A 17,475-nucleotide genomic window follows, 5' to 3' on the forward strand; every position below is an offset into this window, starting at 1 on the left:
AACGTGATGCCGCAGCTGTACTCCCTCCAACTCGTGCCGCGCCCGGGCTTTTTGCGGATCCCAGAACGCGATCCCCTGCCGCGCGGTGCGTTGGTACTCACCGACAATGCCGATATCGCGGCTGAGCTGTCGGAACCCGCTGAGCGACGCACCGTACTCGTTCCGCCCGAGGCAGCCACCTGGGACGAGGACGCTATGGCCCGGTTGGTGGCTGCTGGGGACCAGATACGGGCTCACATCCGCATCGTCACGTCCGTCCGCGCAGCCGCGTGGCCAGCGGCGCCCGACCCGCGGCTGCTCGCTTTGCAAGAAGCGGCTTTTCTCGCAGCCAAACAACTGGCCTACCTAAACGTGCCGGACTCGTCGCTGGCCGTACTCGTCCTCGATCCCATGCGGGAAGGAACGCCCCACCCGCACGGTGCGCTGCTGACTGGTTTGGTCAAAGCCATGGCATGGGAGCTGCCACGGACCCGCGTCCATGCGGTTGTCACCGATGAGGTCAAGCTGCCGGCGGCCTTGCAGCAGTTGCGTCGTGAGTCTGGCTGTGTCCGAGGCCTGCCTGTCGCGTATTACCTCGGCCAGTCGTCAACGGGCACACGCATGGAAGAACGATTGCTTCCGGTCCCGGAAACCGGTCTCGGACAGGAGGATGTCACTTCGCTGGAATGGCCGCTCGAAGGTCCGGTCGTTGTCGCCGTCGGAGGGGCGCGCGGCATCACCGCGCGTTGCATCGAGGGTATGCGCACACCACCGTCTGTGGTCTGGCTGCTCGGGAGCACCAAGCAGCGAACAATGACTGAACGAGCTCGCGAGATAGGTGACTCCAGCTGCGCGGAGTACGTCCGGAAACGTCGCGCCGAGGATCCCTACGTGCACATCGCAGAACTGAGACGCACCTACGATCGCTGCCGCAAGGCACAAGAAGCGCTGTCGAACATCGCCGCCATGCGACTCCGAAGCGGCCCGACACGGGTGCACTACCTCGGTTGCGATATCACTGATGACGCCGCTGTGCGGCACGCTGCCGCAACGATCCGCCGGACAACGCCCGAGGTGGACCTGCTCGTCAACGGAGCAGGAATCAGCGGCGCACGCCGCTTGGCAGCCAAGGATCTGGAGACATTCCGGAGAGTGCGAAACACAAAGGTCACGGGATATCACAACCTCAAATCCGCTTTTACTGACCCTGCACCCCGCTTGTGGTGCAACTTCAGCTCCGTCGCAGGAGCGTTCGGCCTGCCGGGGGAAAGCGACTACGGTCCAGCCAACGATGTCCTCAACGCCGCCGCCCGATACGAGACGGCACTGTCCCGAAAATCCGAGCGCTCCATCAGTTGGAGTCTGTGGGGCGAATCAGGTCTCGGGCCGCGCAGCGGCTTCACCGAGTACACGGAAAGAACGGGGCAGCTTGGCCTGCTCAGCAATGACGAAGGACAACGTCTATTCAACGCCGAACTGGAATCTGTTCATCCCGGCCGAGCAGCGGTTTCCACACCGCTTGGGGACGCGGAACTGGAAATGCTGCACTCGCAGTTTCCTGACCTGATGGATGCTTCGGACAGGCGGCCTTATCTCGGCGTCCCGGCACGAGTGGATGCACATGGCGCCGTTTGGAAACTCGATCTTGCTGGGCACACCCACCTCGGAGGACACGTCCACCGGTCCCGGGCCATACTGCCCGGCGCATTGGCACTAGAACTCGCCGTGGAGGCCGCCGAGTACTTCACCGGCGCAGCACCTGTCCGCACCATCCAGAATGTCCGCTTTCACGCCCCGATCGCCTTGCACCCGCAGATGGTGGACTACTGGCTCACCGCGTCATTCGCATCAACCGGGTACGACTGCGGAGTCGTCCGGGTGAGTATCGGTTCCCGGCTTCGCCTCGGAAACAGCAACCGGCACCTTCAGCACTTCGAAGCCTTGGTCCCCATCGGCGCCCTCGCCCCATCCACTCAGGCAGACGAGAAACACGTAACAGCAGTTCTGGAACGAGGTCCCGTGCCAGCGTCGTTGTCCGGGATCTTCGACCAACTCCGCGACGTGCGCCCTACCCCACACTCGACCACGGCGCGGTGGGAGCTGCGCCTGCCCCGAGGCGACGACGGCGAATTCTTCACCAGCCACCGAATTCCCTGGCTGCTGGCCGACGCGTTACTGCAAGCCGCCTGCGTTACCGCACGGCCGAACCGCTACGCCACGCCATGTTCGATCAGGGAGCTCAGACTGCACACCACCGCCACCGACCTCGAGTTGTCGGAGCCAGCGATGAACAACATCCAACTCCGCGCCGAGCACAAGGACGGGCTCGTCCACGCCACAGCCACCGAACCGGACACCCACCGAACACTCCTCACGATCACCGACCTCGAGGTCAGAGGACGGTCCGCGGCGAATACGTCATTGCCGAGCCCGCGTAAGCCCGCACGAGAGCCCATTGCCGCACACGGGCCCGATCACAAAAAACCGCGCTGAAGCCCGGACATCGGCCTACATGACGTTGAAACGCCCTGATGCTCCTCGGAGGTTGGCACCGTGACAACCCCGCAAGACACTCTTCTCAGCCTGTTCACTCCTGGCGGGCGATCGAACCCGTACCCCCTCTACAGCAGACTGCTGGAACAGGCTCCAGTCGCCGCCATCGGAAGTCAACATGCCTTAGTGACGGGCTACCAGGAAAGCTCAGATGTCCTGTTGAACCATCGATTGTTCCGGGTTCCCGATCGCAGCTATGCCGATCGTTTCTGGTCCGGCTGGAGAAATCATGCGTCAGCCGCGGCATTGTATAGGAGCTTACTCTTTCTGAATCCGCCGGAAAGTCAGCCAGTTCGTCGGCTCGTCTACCGTTTTTTCAGCCCCAAACGAGTCGAACAGATGCGCCGGATGATTGGACGGCACGCCGCAGCACACGTTGCCCCACTCATCGCCAACACAGGCAGCGTTGATGCCACTCAGTCGTTCGTCAACATCCCCAATACGGTAATCGGCGAACTCCTCGGCATTCCTCATCGCGATATGCGGCAGCTGGCGGAGTGGCTCGACATGTTCCTGGAGCGCAACGAGTTGCACCCGCCGGACAGCAGGCTCGAGAGCGCAGACGATGTTACTCCGCAGATTTTTTCATACATTCGAGAAAAACTACTTGAATTTTACGCGGACGATGAGACCAATTTGGTCGGATCGCTTGCCCAACATTGGAAGGCAGCAGACGAGCAAGACCTGATAAGCAATCTCATATTCATACTCGGCGCAGGTACCGTAACCACCGTCTCACTCCTCGGCAGCGGACTACTGCAACTGGCCAAAGACAATGCGCTACTGCACCGGTTACACACGGACGACACCCTGCTGAAATCGTTCGTCCTCGAAGTCGTTCGCCACGACCCACCGATCCAGTACGGAGCGAGGGTTGCAGCCGAAGACACCGAGCTGGGCGGGGTACATATCCCTCGCGATACGCTACTACTCGTGTGCTTTGGTGCTCTCGGACGAGATCCCCGCCGCTTCGCGAATCCCAACAATTTTGTCGCAGACCGCTTCGTGTCCGGTGAATCAGACCAAAACGATGTCGTTTCCTTCGGACTAGGGACACATCGCTGTGTTGGAGCTGATCTAGCGCTAACAACTGGCGAAATCGCCTTCCGGGAACTCGCCCAGCGGATTGAACGGCTAAGCTTGGTGAGCTCACCCCACCGGCAAAATCGCTCGGTGGTCCGAAAGTTCAGCCGACTCGAGGTACAGACCCTGCGTAGATCTGCAGTTTGATTACTCCCCAGCCTTGATTTTCGTTCGCCGCACTCGATCGATATCGAAATGCGGTCGTCGGCCGGGGGCCGCGGCTACGGCGAAGCCTGGTGATGATTTCGCCGCTCAATAGCCCGGCCTACACGTGCCCTCAGGAGGGCAGGGCGCGTGCAAGGTTGACCTGTCCGGTTTTAGTCGTTTCGGGTAGTAGGTCCGGGAGTCGTACTGGTTTGTGGTTGCCGGCGCGGAGCGCGGGCCGGATGCTGGCTACCGCGAGGTTTTGGGGTGCGTTGCGGGTGCCCGGTGGTGGTGCGGTGGTGGTGGTCTTCGTCGAAGGCCATGTCACGCACCAGGTGAAGGCGATTTGTTGTGCCCAATGCCCTTGAACCAGTTTTGCCGGCTCAGCGGGGCTAGCGGCGAGCTAGCGGAGGTGCGTGGCAGGGTGATCAGGTGGATGGCAGGGCGGTCAGGTAGTCGACCGTTTCGATACCGGCGGCTTTGCAGTCCGGGCGGCGCCAGCGCCGTATACGGATGGCCTGCCGGGCCCCGAGCAGTTCTGTTCGCAGGTTTTCTTCCAGAACAAGGATCTTCCAGGCTGCGGGGCTGCGGGTCCCGGCGTGCCCGCGCCCGCGCCCGCCCACGATTTCCATTGAAATTGCGGAGGTTCTCCACAGGCGTCGGCGTGTCGGGGTGCGACACGCCGACGTTCCGCAAGTTCCATTGAAATCGAAGGTTCGACTTCAATGGAACTTGCGGGGTTGTATCCGCCGAGGCGGACTCGGGTCCAGGGCCGGGTTTTCAGCTGTTGGTGTAGGCCAGACCGGTCGCCTTTGACCGGGAGCAGCCAGCTGGCCTCCACCGCGGTGGAGGCCGAGAACGTCGCCACGGGAGTTCATCGCAGCCACCACGTGTGTTCGGGGGCATGCCGGCCTTCCCCGGTGGGACCGCGGCCCGCATCGTTTTGCCGTCAGAAGGCGACGACCCTCAGATCAACCTTGCACACGCCCTGCCTCAGGAGGGCCAGCCCAGGACGGGCAGGCTCAGCGCGGAGTCCACGGCGAGGGCCACGCACACGATCATCAAGTACGTGTTGGACATGTGGAACAGCTTCATCGGCTGGGTCTTCTCGCCGCGCTTGGTAGCGGCGTGCAGCCGGTGCGCGAGGAACAGGAACCACGCCCCGGCGAGGACCGCGAACGCCGCATAGAGCCAGCCGGTCGCCGGGACCAGCAGGAGCGTCCACGCCACCATCAGCCAGGTGAACACCACGATCTGCCGCGACACGTACGTCGGCTGCGCCACCACCGGCAGCATCGGGACGCCGGCGCGCTCGTAGTCGTCCTTGTACTTCATCGCCAGCGACCAGGTGTGCGGCGGCGTCCAGAAGAAGATCACGCCGAACATCACCAGCGCCGGCCAGTCCACCCGGCCGGTCACCCCGGCCCAGCCGATCACCACCGGCATGCAGCCCGCGGCGCCGCCCCAGACGATGTTCTGCGCGGTGCGCCGCTTGAGCACCAGCGTGTAGACGAAGACGTAGAACAGGATCGTGCCGACGGCCAGCGACGCGGCCAGCAGGTTCGTCGTCGCCCACAGCCAGCCGAAGGACCCGGCGCCGAGCACGATGCCGAAGACCAGGGCGTGCCGGGTGGTCACCGTGTGCCGCACCAGCGGGCGGGCCCGGGTGCGTTTCATCACCTGGTCGATATCGGCGTCGGCGACGCAGTTCAGCGCGTTCGCGCTGCCCGCCGCCATGGTGCCGCCGATCAGCGTGGCGAGCACCAGCCACGGCGACGGGATGCCCCGCGCGGCCAGCAGCATCGCCGGGATGGTGGTCACCAGCAGCAGCTCGATGACTCGCGGTTTGATCAGCCCCGCATAGGCTTTCAGCAGCTCAGCGGGCCGCCGAGCGTGCCGTGTCCGGGGGACGTCGACGACGGTGGTCACGACGCTGCGCTCACCGGCGGCATGGCACTCCTAAGGCGTTTCGGACGACCTGGCACAACCCGGACCGCGCCGAATTGGACCGAACATGAATAGTAGGCGCGCTACTGAACGCGGCCTCGCGCGGGTCGTCGCCGGGGCCCCGCGCCGGGGCTGGTGGCCCTGGTCACGCCCCTTCGCCGCTATCCTGGCCGGGTTCCCGCCACGATCGCCGAACGGGTCGCCCTGCAACGCGAAATCGCAGGGCACCGGCAGGCAGTAGCCGAGCCTCCGGTGTCACCCGGATGGGGCAACCGTGGTTTTCCAGGCGCAGTGTCGGGCGCCGCCGCTCCCGGCTTCCGATCGGCGGGGAACACCAATGCAGACGGGTCGGCACGTGGCTGATCGGACACGACTAGGCTGCCCGTCGGACGAGGGATAACCGCGGTTCGAATCGGTCCAGCAGCGACCGCATTCACCGCGTTGTAGGGAAAACCGCCGAAGGAAACTTGGAGCTGCGTCCGTGTCCGTCACCGACGACCTTGCCCGTTTGACCACCAAGCACCTGCCCGAAGGCTGGACCGAACTGGACCAGCGCGCGGTGGACACCGCCCGCGTGCTGGCCGCCGACGCGGTGGAGAACTGCGGTAGCGGCCACCCGGGCACCGCGATGAGCCTGGCGCCCGCCGCCTACGCGCTGTTCCAGCGCGTCATGCGGCACGACCCCAGCGACCCGGACTGGATCGGCCGCGACCGGTTCGTGCTGTCGGCCGGGCACTCGAGCCTGACGCTGTATGTGCAGCTGTTCCTGGCCGGCTACGGCCTGGAGCTCGACGATCTGAAGTCGCTGCGCAAGTGGGGCTCGAAGACGCCGGGCCACCCCGAGTACGGGCACACCGACGGCGTGGAGACCACCACCGGCCCGCTGGGCCAGGGCCTGGCCACCGCGGTCGGGATGGCGATGGCCGCCCGCCGCGAGCGCGGCCTGTACGACCCGGCGGCCGCCGCGGGTGAGAGCCCGTTCGACCACCACATCTACGTGATCGCCTCCGACGGCGACATCGAGGAGGGCATCACCTCCGAGGCGTCGTCGCTGGCCGGGACCCAGCAGCTGGGCAACCTGACGGTGATCTACGACGCGAACGAGATCTCCATCGAGGACGACACCCGCATCGCGCTGTCCGAGGACACCGCCAAGCGGTACGAGTCCTACGGCTGGCAGGTCCTCGTGGTGCACGGCGGCGAGGACGTCAAGGGCCTGCTGGAGGCCATCGAGTCGGCCAAGGCCGAGACCGCCCGCCCGACCCTGATCGTGCTGCGCACGGTGATCGGCTACCCGGCCCCGACCAAGATGAACACCGGCAAGGCGCACGGCGCCGCGCTGGGTGCCGACGAGGTCGCCGGGGTCAAGCAGGCGCTGGGCTTCGACCCGGAGCAGTCCTTCCAGGTGGACGCCGACGTGCTGGCCCACGCCCGCGAGGCCGGCGCCCGGGGCAAGGCCGCGCGCGCCCAGTGGCAGGTCGCCTTCGACGAGTGGGCGGCGGCCAACCCGGAGCGCAAGGCGCTGCTGGACCGGCTGACCACCCGCGAGCTGCCCGCCGGCTGGCAGGAGAAGCTGCCGACCTGGGAGGCCGACGGCAAGGGTGTCGCCACCCGTAAGGCCTCCGGTGAGGTCCTCAACGCGCTGGCCGACGTGCTGCCCGAGTTGTGGGGCGGCTCGGCCGACCTGGCGGAGAGCAACAACACCACGATGAAGGGCGCCGACTCGTTCGGCCCGGAGTCGATCTCCACCAGCACCTGGAACGCCGACCCGTACGGCCGGACGCTGCACTTCGGCATCCGCGAGCACGCGATGGGCGCGATCCTCAACGGCATCGCGCTGCACGGCGGCACCCGCCCCTACGGCGGCACCTTCCTGGTGTTCAGCGACTACATGCGCCCGGCCGTCCGGCTGGCCGCGCTGATGAAGACCCCGGTCATCTTCGTGTGGACGCACGACTCGATCGGCCTGGGCGAGGACGGCCCGACGCACCAGCCGGTCGAGCACGTCGCCTCGCTGCGCGCGATCCCCGGCTTCTCGCTGGTCCGCCCGGCCGACGCCAACGAGACCGCGGCCTCGTGGAAGGCGATCCTGGAGGACCCGAGCGGCCCCGCCGGCCTGGCGCTGACCCGCCAGGGCGTGCCGACGCTGGAGGGCGTGGACGCCGACGGCGTCGCCAAGGGCGGCTACGTGCTGGCCGAGGCCGGCAACGGCAAGCCCGAGCTCGTGCTGATCGGCACTGGTTCCGAGGTCCAGCTGGCCGTCGAGGCCAGGAAGATCCTGGAGGCCGACGGCGTTGCCACCCGCGTGGTGTCGATGCCGTGCGTCGAGTGGTTCGACGCGCAGGACGAGGCCTACCGCGAGTCGGTGCTGCCGGGCGCGGTCAAGGCCCGCGTCTCGGTGGAGGCCGGCATCGCCATGCCGTGGTACCGGTTCGTCAAGGACGCCGGCGAGTCGGTGTCCATCGAGCACTTCGGCGCCTCGGCCGACTACAAGACCCTTTACAACGAGTTCGGCATCACCGTCGACGCGGTTGTCGCGGCGGCCCGACGCAGCCTGGAAAAGGCTTGACAAACTAGTTTTGCGTAGGTGGTCACCCAGCGGAACCTCAGACGCTCCCTGGACTGTGGGAGCCCCTCCTTATGTATGGTCCGATACGCGGCGGAGGGGCTGTCCTCGCCAGGAAGCGTCTGAGAACCCGCGGGTGGTCGTCCTGCGAGCGTGGGCTAAGCGGCTGACGCCGCTTCAAAACAAGATCACGATTACCTGAAGGCCCTGAGCAACGCCCAGCAGGCGTGAGCGGAGGAATTCCTTTGACCACCAACCCGAACCTCAAGGCGCTGCGCGAGGCCGGGGTTTCGATCTGGCTGGACGATCTGTCCCGGCAGCGGATCTCCTCGGGCAACCTCGCCGAGCTGATCACCGACCAGGCGGTCGTCGGCGTCACGAGCAACCCGACGATCTTCGCCAACGCGCTGTCCAACGCCGCCGACTACACCGAGAAGGTGCGCGAGCTGGCGGCCCGCGGCGCGAGCGTCGATGACACGGTGCGCGAGCTGACCACCGCCGACGTGCGGGACGCGGCGGACATCTTCCGCAACGTCTACGAGTCCACCGGCGGCGTCGACGGCCGGGTCTCGCTGGAGGTCGACCCGCGGCTGGCGCACGACACCGAGCGCACCGTGGCCGAGGCCGTGGACCTGTGGAAGGCCGTGGACCGGCCGAACCTGATGGTCAAGATCCCGGCCACCGTGGAGGGCCTGCCCGCGATCACCCGCGTGCTCGCCGAGGGCATCAGCGTCAACGTCACGCTGATCTTCTCGGTGCAGCGCTACCGCGACGTGATGGACGCCTTCCTGGCCGGCCTGGAGCAGGCCAAGGCAGGCGGTCACGACGTCGCCCAGATCTCCTCGGTCGCATCGTTCTTCGTGTCCCGGGTGGACACCGAGATCGACAAGCGGCTGGAGAAGTTCGCCGGTGGTGAGGAGCTGCGCGGCAAGGCGGCGATCGCCAACGCGCGGCTGGCCTACGCGGCCTACGAGGAGGTCTTCGGCACCGAGCGCTGGAAGGCGCTGGCGGCCGCGGGCGCGAAGGCGCAGCGTCCGCTGTGGGCGTCCACCGGCGTGAAGGACCCGGCCTACTCCGACACGCGCTACGTGGACGAGCTGGTCGCGCCGAACACGGTGAACACCATGCCGGAGGCGACCCTGAGGGCCACCGCGGACCACGCCGACGTGCGCGGCGACACGGTCACCGGCACGGCCGCCGCCTCGCAGCAGGTCTTCGACGACCTCGCCAAGATCGGCATCGACCTCGACGACGTGTTCGCGGTGCTGGAGAGCGAGGGCGTCGAGAAGTTCGAGAAGTCCTGGACCGAACTGCTGGAGACCGTGGGCCGGCAACTGGACCAGGCGAAGTAAACAACAGCCGAAGTCTCCGGGAAATCCGGGCCGGTGCGCACCTGCCGCACCGGCCTGGATCGGCGACACTGTGGTCGCACGAAGTTGGCTTCCAAGATCGAACCCAGGATTCCCCGGATCGAACTAGGGTTCGAGCCCAACTGGATCGAGCGCTGAAGGAACTACATGGGAACCGAAACCTCCGTCGACATTCCCGATGTTGCGCTAGCGGCCGAGGCCCGACCGCTGGTCGAGCGCCTGGCCGCCGATGAGGTTGCCGGCAAGCTCGCCGCCCAGGACTCCACGCTGTGGGGTCCGGACGCCGAGAGCGAGGCATCCATCCGGCTGTCCTGGACGACGCTGCACGAGAGCTCGCGTCCGCTGCTCGCCGAGATCGACGCGCTGCGCGCCGAACTGCACGCCGAGGGCCTGGACCGCATCGTGCTGGCCGGGATGGGTGGCTCGTCGCTGGCTCCGGAGGTGATCACCGCGACCGCCGGCGTGCCGCTGGTCGTGCTGGACACCACCGACCCCGGGCAGGTCGCGGACGCGCTGGCCGGTGACCTCGACCGCACCGTGCTGGTCGTCTCCTCGAAGTCCGGGACCACCGTCGAGACCGACAGCCATCGCGGGATCTTCGAGCGGGCTTTCACGCAAAACGGAATCGATCCTGTGACCCGCATCATCGTGGTCACCGACCCCGGTTCGCCGATGGAGTCGGCGGCTCGCGAGGCGGGCTACCGCAAGGTCTTCACCGCCGACCCGCACGTGGGCGGCCGCTACTCGGCGCTGACCGCCTTCGGGCTGGTGCCCGCCGGGCTGGCCGGTGCCGACGTCGCGGCGCTGCTGGACGCCGCCGCTGCCGCGTTCCGGCGGCTGAGCGCCGATGACACCGGCAACCCGGCGTTGCGGCTGGGCGCGGCGCTGGGTGCGGCGCATGCCAAGGGGTCCGAGAAGGTCGTCTTCGCCGACACCGGCTCGGGCATCGCGGGCTTCGGCGACTGGGTCGAGCAGCTGATCGCCGAGTCCACCGGTAAGAACGGCACAGGCCTGCTGCCCGTCGTCGTCGAGAACATTGACGCCCCCGGCTTCGCCGACGCCGGTGCCGACGCGACGACCGTGGCCGTCGGGCCGGCCGTCGACGGCGCGCAGATCAGCACCGCCGGCCCGCTGGGCGGCATGTTCCTGCTGTGGGAATTCGCCACCGCGGTGGCCGGTCGGCTGCTGGGCATCAACCCCTTCGACCAGCCGGACGTGGAGGCCGCGAAGAAGGCCGCGCGGGCGCTGCTGGACGGCCCGGCCGGCGGCCCGGCCGCGACCCCGGCGCTGGTCGACGGCGCGATCGAGGTGCACCCCTCCGGCGACTGGCTGACCGCAGGCGTCGGCAACGTGACCGAGGCGCTGCGGGCCTTCCTGGCCACCGCGCCGAAGGGCGGTTACCTCGCCGTCCAGGCGTACCTGGACCGCCTCGACGACGCCTCGACCGCAGTGCTGCGGCCCGAGCTGGCGCGCCGCACCGGGCTGCAGACGACCTTCGGCTGGGGACCGAGGTTCCTGCACTCCACCGGCCAGTACCACAAGGGCGGCCACCAGAACGGCGTGTTCCTGCAGATCACCGGCGCGGCCGAAGAGGACCTGGAGGTCCCGGACCGGCCGTACACGCTGGCCGGGCTGCAGCGCGCCCAGGCGCTCGGCGACGGCCAGGTGCTCGCCGACCGCAACCGGCCGGTGCTGCGACTACACCTCACCGACCGGGCGGCCGGGCTCGTCGAGCTGGTCAAGGCCGTGCAAGCCCTGCGCTCCTTGGAGGACCAGGCGTGACTCGAAGCGAACAGTGGCACAACCCGCTGCGCGATCCGCGGGACAAGCGGCTGCCGCGAATCGCCGGTCCCTGCGGCTTGACGATCTTCGGAGTGACCGGTGACCTGTCCCGCAAGAAGCTGATGCCGGCGATCTACGACCTGGCCAACCGGAGCCTGCTGCCGCCGGGCTTCGCGCTGACCGGCTTCGCCCGCCGCGACTGGGCCGACCAGGACTTCGGCCAGGTCGTCTACGACGCGGTCCGGGAGCACGCGCGGACGCCGTTCCACCAGAACGTCTGGGACCGGCTGGCTGAGGGCATCCGGTTCGTGCCGGGCTCGTTCGACGACGACGGCGCCTTCGACCGGCTCGCCGAGACGGTCAAGCAGCTCGACGCCGAACGCGGCACCGGCGGCAACCACGCCTTCTACCTGTCGGTGCCGCCCTCGGCGTTCCCGACGGTGCTCAAGCAGCTGTCCCGCTCGGGGCTGACCGACCAGTCCGGCGACAGCTGGCGGCGGGTGGTCATCGAGAAGCCGTTCGGCCACGACCTGGAGAGCGCGCAGCAGCTCAACGGCATCGTCAACGAGGTGTTCCCCGAGGAGTCGGTGTTCCGCATCGACCACTACCTCGGCAAGGAGACGGTGCAGAACATCCTGGCGCTGCGCTTCGCGAACCAGCTGTTCGAGCCGATCTGGAACGCGCACTACGTGGACCACGTGCAGATCACCATGGCCGAGGACATCGGCCTGGGCGGGCGGGCCGGCTACTACGACGGCATCGGCGCGGCCCGCGACGTGATCCAGAACCACCTGCTGCAGCTGCTGGCGTTCACCGCGATGGAGGAGCCGGTCTCGTTCTCCCCGCAGGACCTGCGCGCGGAGAAGATCAAGGTGCTGTCGGCGACCAAGCCGGTCGGCCCGTTCGACCAGACCACCGCCCGCGGCCAGTACACCGGCGGGTGGCAGGGCGGTTCGCTGGTGCCGGGCCTGCACGAGGAGGGCGGTTTCGCGTCCGACTCGATCACCGAGACCTACGCGGCGATCACCCTGGAGGTGGCAAGCCGGCGGTGGGCCGGGGTGCCGTTCTACCTGCGCAGCGGCAAGCGGCTGGGCCGCCGGGTCACCGAGATCGCGGTGGTGTTCAAGCGCGCCCCGCACCTGCCGTTCGACAGCACGATGACCGAGGAGCTCGGGCAGAACGCCCTGGTGATCCGGGTGCAGCCGGACGAGGGCATCACGATGCGCTTCGGCGCGAAGGTGCCGGGCACCTCGATGGAGGTGCGCGACGTGACCATGGACTTTGGTTACGGGCACGCGTTCACCGAGTCCTCGCCGGAGGCCTACGAGCGGCTCATCCTGGACGTGCTGCTGGGCGAGCCGTCGCTGTTCCCGGTCAACGAGGAGGTCGAGCTGTCCTGGCGGATCCTCGACCCCGTGCTGGACCACTGGGCAGCCAACGGCAAGCCCGAGCCGTACAAGGCCGGGACGTGGGGCCCGCCGTCGGCGGATGCGATGCTGGCCCGAACCGGACGCGTCTGGAGGCGACCGTGATCATCGATCTCCCGTCCACCACCACTTCGCAGGTCAACAAGAAGCTGGTGGAACTGCGCGAGACCGGCGGTGCCGTCGCGCTGGGCCGGGTGCTGACGCTGGTGATCGTCACCGGCGACGGCACCGAGGTGGAGAAGGCCATCCAGGCCGCCAACGACGCCAGCCGGGAGCACCCGTGCCGGGTGATCGTGGTGGCCAGCGGGGCGCGGCAGGCCGCGCCGCGGCTGGACGCCCAGATCCGCATCGGCGGCGACGCGGGGGCCTCGGAGGTCATCGTGCTGCGGTTGTACGGGCCGCTGGCCGACGAGGGCGCCGGCTCGGTGGTGCCGCTGCTGCTGCCGGACGCGCCGGTCGTGGCGTGGTGGCCCACGGAATCCCCGGAGTTCCCCGCGAAGGACCCGATCGGCGCGCTGTCGCACCGCCGGATCACCGACGCGGCCGCCGAAGCGGACCCGATCGCCTCGCTGCACAAGCGCGTGAAGTCCTATTCGGACGGTGACACGGATCTGGCCTGGACCAGGCTGACCTCGTGGCGCGCGATGCTGGCGGCGGCGATGGACCTGCCGCCGCACGATGCCGTCACGGCCGCCACGGTCACCGGCGCGGCGGACTCGCCGTCGACCGACCTGCTGGCCGCGTGGCTGGCCAGCTACCTGGGAATCCCGGTGCGCCGGCTGGAGCACCCGCGCGGGCCGGGCATCGTCGCAGCGGTGCTGGAGCGGCCGTCGGGCAACGTGGAGATCGTCCGCCCGGACGGCAAGGTCGGGACGCTGACCCAGCCGGGCCAGCCGGACCGGCGGGTGTCGTTGCAGCGCCGCGAGGTGCGCGACTGCCTCACCGAGGAGCTGCGCCGCCTCGACGCGGACGAGATCTACGAGGCCACCCTGCAGGGCCTGGACGCGATCGTCCGCGGCGCGGAAGAACCGGCGGCGGAGACCGAGTCGGCAGAGGCCGGTTCATGACCCGGCCGGAAGTGGTCGTGCACGCCACCGGTGAGCTGCTCGCGGCCGCTGCGGCGGCCCGGCTGATCACCAGGATCGTCGACGCGCAGGCCGCGCACGGCGTGGCGTCGGTGGTGCTCACCGGCGGCCGCACGGGCATCGGCGTGCTCGAACAGGTCAACGGTTCCCCCGCCCGCGACGCGGTGGACTGGGCGAACGTGGACGTGTACTGGGGCGACGAGCGGTTCCTGCCGGACGGCGACCCGGACCGCAACGAGACCCAGGCCCGCCACGCCCTGCTGGACCACGTGCCGGTGACCCCGGAACGGGTGCACCCGATGGCCCCGTCGGACGGCAAGTTCGGGCCGGACGCCGACGCGGCGGCGGCGCACTACGCGGAGGTGCTGGCGACCACGGCCTCGCGGGCGACCGACATCGCGGTGCCCCACTTCGACGTGTTGCTGCTCGGCGTCGGCGAAGAGGGGCACACGGCGTCGCTGTTCCCGGAAACGCCGTACGTGCAGGAATCCGAGCGGACGGTGGTGGGCGTGCACGACTGCCCGAAGCCGCCGCCGACGCGGATCTCCCTGACGCTCCCGGCGATCAAGGCGGCGTCCGAGGTGTGGCTGATGACCACGGGCTCGGCGAAGGCGGAGCCGGTGGCGGCGGCGCTGGGCGGCGCGAAGCCGGTGGACATCCCGGCGGCGGGAGCCCACGGCCGGGACCGGACCCTCTGGCTCCTCGACCCGACCGCAGCATCGGCCATCCCCACCAGAGGCTGATCCCGCCAAGGGTGAAGAGCACCCGTGAGCGTTTGTGGGTGCCATAGCACCCAAAAACACTCACGGCGTCCCGCTTACCGCTCGTAGCGATCCGCAGCCCTGCTCAGGTGACGTGGTAATTCCTCGCCACTGCAGCGCGGGAAGGGCTTTGGCCGTACCCTTTGGCGCGCAGTTGTCGATCAGTGGCGAAGGCGAGCTGGGATGACCCGCACTCAGGGATTGCGTCGGCTCCGGGCGGACGTGTTGGGCTTGGCGCTGGGATTGGTGGCGATCCTCCTCGGGGTCCTCGGCACCACCGGGGCCGCGGCGAAGGCGCCGAGCACCGCGATGCGCGGGATGTGGATCGCGGGTGTCAAGAACATCGACTGGCCGAGCAAGCCGGGGCTATCCGCCGCTGCGCAGCAGGACGAGTACCGCAAGCTGCTCGACCAGGCCGTCGCGAACAGGCTCAACGCCGTGTTCGTCCAGGTGCGACCGACGGCCGACGCGTTCTGGCCGTCGCCGCTCGAGCCGTGGTCGCACTGGTTGACCGGCCGGCAGGGCCAGGACCCGGGTTACGACCCGCTGCGGTTCGTGATCGACGAGACGCACAAGCGGGGCCTGCAGTTCCACGCCTGGTTCAACCCGTACCGGATCAGCATGACGGACGATCCGCAGGCCCTCGTCCCGGAACACCCGGCGCGCAAGCACCCGGAGTGGACGTTCGCCTACGGCGGCAAGCTGTACTACGACCCCGGTGTGCCGCAGGCCCGGGCGTTCGTGACCGACGCGATCATGAACGCGGTCGAGAACTACGACGTCGACGGCGTGCACCTCGACGACTACTTCTACCCGTACCCGGTCAAGGGCCAGCAGATCCCGGACGAGAGGACCTTCGCCGAGCACGGCAAGGGCTTCGCCGACATCGCGGACTGGCGGCGGCACAACGTCGACCAGCTGGTGTCCGGCCTGGACGCCCGGGTGCACCAGGCCAAGCCGGACGCGGCGTTCGGCGTCAGCCCGTTCGGGATCTGGCGCAACGCCGCCAGCGACCCGGCTGGCTCGGACACCAAGGGCCTGGAGTCGTATTCGGCGATCTACGCCGACACCCGTAAGTGGGTGCGCGAGGGCTGGGTCGACTACATCGCCCCGCAGGTCTACTGGCAGATCGGCCACCCGGCCGCCGACTACGCCGCCCTGATCCCGTGGTGGTCCAAGACCGTCTCGGGCACCGGCGTGGACCTCTACATCGGCCAGGCGGCGTACCGGGTCGGCAACGAGGGATGGACCGATCCCGGGGAGCTTTCCGCTCACCTGAGCCTCAACAGCAGGCACCGCGGCGTCAGAGGCGACATCTACTTCAGCGCCAAGTCCCTGAACACCAACGCCGCCGAGGCCATGGCCCGGGTGGTTCGCGAGCACTACGCGGACCATTAGCGGTCCACACCGGACGCGAGTCCGGTGTGGACGGTCGGTCAGTCGTTGTCGTTGTCGGATCCGGCGCTGCCATCGCCGGAGTTGAAGTTGAGCGTCCGGTCGACTTCGATCAGGCTGTCGCCGTTGTTGCTGAACTGGACGAGCGCGACGCCCCTCGTGTCGCTGTGCCCGTCGCTGCTGGGCCCGGCGTGCGCCGTCCCGGCAGCGGCGGCCAGCAGGACCCCGGACATCGTCGTGAGACCGGCCGTACGGCCGAAAACCCGCATTGCAGAACTCCTTTCCAGTAAACGATCTCGGTCGAGGCGTCAGCCGACGACGACGGGTTCGGCCGCCTGCTTGGCGAAGCGGCGGGCCAGCCAGGCGCACCCGATCAGCTGCATCTGGTGGTAGACCATCAGCGGCAGCACCATCAACCCCAGCTCCGCGCTCCCGAACAGCACCGAGGCCATCGGCAGCCCGCTGGCCAGGCTCTTGTTGGAACCGCAGAAGACCAGCACGATCCGGTCGCCGCGGGAGAACCCGAACCACCGCGCGAGCAGCGCGGTCCCGACGAGCGCCGCGGCGAGCAGCGCGCCGCCGACGACGATGAGCACGCCGAATCCCGCCGGGCTGAGCTGCTGCCAGACACCGGAAACCGTTCCCTCGCTGAACGCCAGGTACACCACGGCAAGGATGACGCCACGGTCCAGGAACCCGAGCACCTTGGCGCGGCGGCGGATCCACTCCCCGGCCAAGGGCCGCAGCACCTGTCCGATGCAGAAGGGCACGAGCAGCAGCAGGACGATGTCGCGCACCCCCTGCACGGTGAAACCGCCGGTGCCGCTGGTCATCAGCAGCCCCACCAGCAACGGGGTGAACAGCACGCCGAGCAGGTTGGAGAACGACGATCCGCAGATCGCCGCGGCCACGTTCCCGCCCGCCAACGAGGTAAAGGTGATCGCCGACTGCACCGTCGACGGCAGCAGGCACAGGAACAGCACCCCGAGGTACAGCGAGTGCGGCAGCACCGCAGGCACCAGCACCGAAGCGGCCATGCCGAGCAGCGGGAAGAGGACGAACGTGGTCGTCAAGGCGGCCCCGTGCAGCTTCCAGTTCCGCAGCCCGTCCCAGGCCGCGGCGGTCGACAACCGGGCCCCGTAAAGGAAGAACAGGAACCCGATCGCCAGCTTGACCGCCTGGTCCAGGACGAGGGCCGGCTCGCCGCGAACGGGCACCAGCACGGCTGTCATCGCCACCAGCAGCAGTGCGACCACATACGGATCCGGGCGTACTCGGGCGAGAATCCTGGTCATCGAGAGTTCACCTCTCCAGTCGTGAGCGACCACCGGCCGGCCGCGCCGGATGCCGCGGCCGGCCGGTGGACGCGGATGTCCACCTCCC

At 68.3% G+C, this 17,475-nt stretch carries 13 protein-coding genes; 9 read left to right on the plus strand and 4 right to left on the minus strand.

Annotation, left to right across the window (positions count from 1 at the left end; genetic code table 11):
• The first annotated feature begins 6 nt into the window (after nucleotides 1–6).
• Nucleotides 7–2,472 carry an SDR family NAD(P)-dependent oxidoreductase gene (locus tag FDZ84_RS02290; RefSeq protein ID WP_246869113.1) on the plus strand — a complete coding sequence of 822 codons (2,466 nt, stop codon included), beginning with the start codon at nucleotides 7–9 and terminating at the stop codon, nucleotides 2,470–2,472.
• A 60-nt stretch (nucleotides 2,473–2,532) separates the two neighbouring features.
• A complete protein-coding gene (locus FDZ84_RS02295) occupies nucleotides 2,533–3,762 on the plus strand; it encodes a cytochrome P450 (RefSeq protein ID WP_168584501.1) in 1,230 nt (409 codons plus the stop codon).
• A gap of 425 nt (nucleotides 3,763–4,187) precedes the next feature.
• Here the strand turns inward: FDZ84_RS02295 and FDZ84_RS02300 are convergent, their stop codons facing one another.
• Entirely contained in the window at nucleotides 4,188–4,391 is a 204-nt protein-coding gene (locus tag FDZ84_RS02300; RefSeq protein ID WP_168584502.1) for a hypothetical protein, read from the minus strand.
• A gap of 361 nt (nucleotides 4,392–4,752) precedes the next feature.
• Nucleotides 4,753–5,688, minus strand: a complete 936-nt coding sequence (locus FDZ84_RS02305) for a heme o synthase (RefSeq protein WP_168584503.1) — start codon at nucleotides 5,686–5,688, stop codon at nucleotides 4,753–4,755.
• 499 nt (nucleotides 5,689–6,187) lie between these two features.
• Here FDZ84_RS02305 and tkt point away from each other — a divergent pair, with 499 nt between their 5' ends.
• From tkt to FDZ84_RS02340, 7 genes are all read left to right on the plus strand, one after another.
• Nucleotides 6,188–8,275 carry a transketolase gene (gene tkt, locus FDZ84_RS02310; RefSeq protein WP_210435398.1) on the plus strand — a complete coding sequence of 696 codons (2,088 nt, stop codon included), beginning with the start codon at nucleotides 6,188–6,190 and terminating at the stop codon, nucleotides 8,273–8,275.
• 242 nt (nucleotides 8,276–8,517) lie between these two features.
• The gene (gene tal, locus FDZ84_RS02315) at nucleotides 8,518–9,624 is read left to right on the plus strand and encodes a transaldolase (protein ID WP_168584504.1); all 1,107 of its coding nucleotides are present in this window, start codon (nucleotides 8,518–8,520) and stop codon (nucleotides 9,622–9,624) included.
• Between the two features lie 165 nt (nucleotides 9,625–9,789).
• On the plus strand, nucleotides 9,790–11,424 hold the full coding sequence (locus FDZ84_RS02320) for a glucose-6-phosphate isomerase (protein ID WP_168584505.1): 1,635 nt from the start codon (nucleotides 9,790–9,792) through the stop codon (nucleotides 11,422–11,424).
• Complete coding sequence (gene zwf, locus FDZ84_RS02325) at nucleotides 11,421–12,956, plus strand: glucose-6-phosphate dehydrogenase (RefSeq protein WP_168584506.1); 1,536 nt, start codon at nucleotides 11,421–11,423, stop codon at nucleotides 12,954–12,956. The genes FDZ84_RS02320 and zwf overlap by 4 nt, the downstream gene beginning before the upstream one ends.
• Nucleotides 12,953–13,918 (plus strand): glucose-6-phosphate dehydrogenase assembly protein OpcA, encoded by a 966-nt coding sequence (gene opcA, locus FDZ84_RS02330; RefSeq protein ID WP_168584507.1) that lies wholly within the window; start codon nucleotides 12,953–12,955, stop codon nucleotides 13,916–13,918. Before zwf ends, opcA begins: the two co-directional genes overlap by 4 nt.
• Nucleotides 13,915–14,679 carry a 6-phosphogluconolactonase gene (gene pgl, locus FDZ84_RS02335; RefSeq protein ID WP_168584508.1) on the plus strand — a complete coding sequence of 255 codons (765 nt, stop codon included), beginning with the start codon at nucleotides 13,915–13,917 and terminating at the stop codon, nucleotides 14,677–14,679. Before opcA ends, pgl begins: the two co-directional genes overlap by 4 nt.
• 201 nt (nucleotides 14,680–14,880) lie before the next feature.
• Nucleotides 14,881–16,095 (plus strand): glycoside hydrolase family 10 protein, encoded by a 1,215-nt coding sequence (locus tag FDZ84_RS02340; RefSeq protein WP_168584509.1) that lies wholly within the window; start codon nucleotides 14,881–14,883, stop codon nucleotides 16,093–16,095.
• Between the two features lie 38 nt (nucleotides 16,096–16,133).
• Here FDZ84_RS02340 and FDZ84_RS02345 read toward each other — a convergent pair whose 3' ends face one another.
• On the minus strand, nucleotides 16,134–16,361 hold the full coding sequence (locus tag FDZ84_RS02345; RefSeq protein WP_168584510.1) for a hypothetical protein: 228 nt from the start codon (nucleotides 16,359–16,361) through the stop codon (nucleotides 16,134–16,136).
• A 39-nt stretch (nucleotides 16,362–16,400) separates the two neighbouring features.
• Nucleotides 16,401–17,387 carry a bile acid:sodium symporter family protein gene (locus FDZ84_RS02350; protein WP_168584511.1) on the minus strand — a complete coding sequence of 329 codons (987 nt, stop codon included), beginning with the start codon at nucleotides 17,385–17,387 and terminating at the stop codon, nucleotides 16,401–16,403.
• Between the last annotated feature and the right edge of the window lie 88 nt (nucleotides 17,388–17,475).

The organism is Saccharopolyspora sp. ASAGF58 (genome assembly GCF_012277335.1).
GTDB classification, from domain to species: domain Bacteria; phylum Actinomycetota; class Actinomycetes; order Mycobacteriales; family Pseudonocardiaceae; genus Saccharopolyspora; species Saccharopolyspora hattusasensis.

What these genes read in the sequence shown, in the direction of transcription:
- pgl (WP_168584508.1), top strand. Translation starts at nt 13,915, where the DNA reads ATGACCCGGCCGGAAGTGGTCGTGCACGCCACCGGTGAGCTGCTCGCG.
- FDZ84_RS02345 (WP_168584510.1), bottom strand. Translation starts at nt 16,361, where the DNA reads ATGCGGGTTTTCGGCCGTACGGCCGGTCTCACGACGATGTCCGGGGTC.
- FDZ84_RS02320 (WP_168584505.1), top strand. Translation starts at nt 9,790, where the DNA reads ATGGGAACCGAAACCTCCGTCGACATTCCCGATGTTGCGCTAGCGGCC.
- FDZ84_RS02290 (WP_246869113.1), top strand. Translation starts at nt 7, where the DNA reads ATGCCGCAGCTGTACTCCCTCCAACTCGTGCCGCGCCCGGGCTTTTTG.
- FDZ84_RS02350 (WP_168584511.1), bottom strand. Translation starts at nt 17,387, where the DNA reads ATGACCAGGATTCTCGCCCGAGTACGCCCGGATCCGTATGTGGTCGCA.
- FDZ84_RS02340 (WP_168584509.1), top strand. Translation starts at nt 14,881, where the DNA reads ATGACCCGCACTCAGGGATTGCGTCGGCTCCGGGCGGACGTGTTGGGC.
- FDZ84_RS02300 (WP_168584502.1), bottom strand. Translation starts at nt 4,391, where the DNA reads ATGGAAATCGTGGGCGGGCGCGGGCGCGGGCACGCCGGGACCCGCAGC.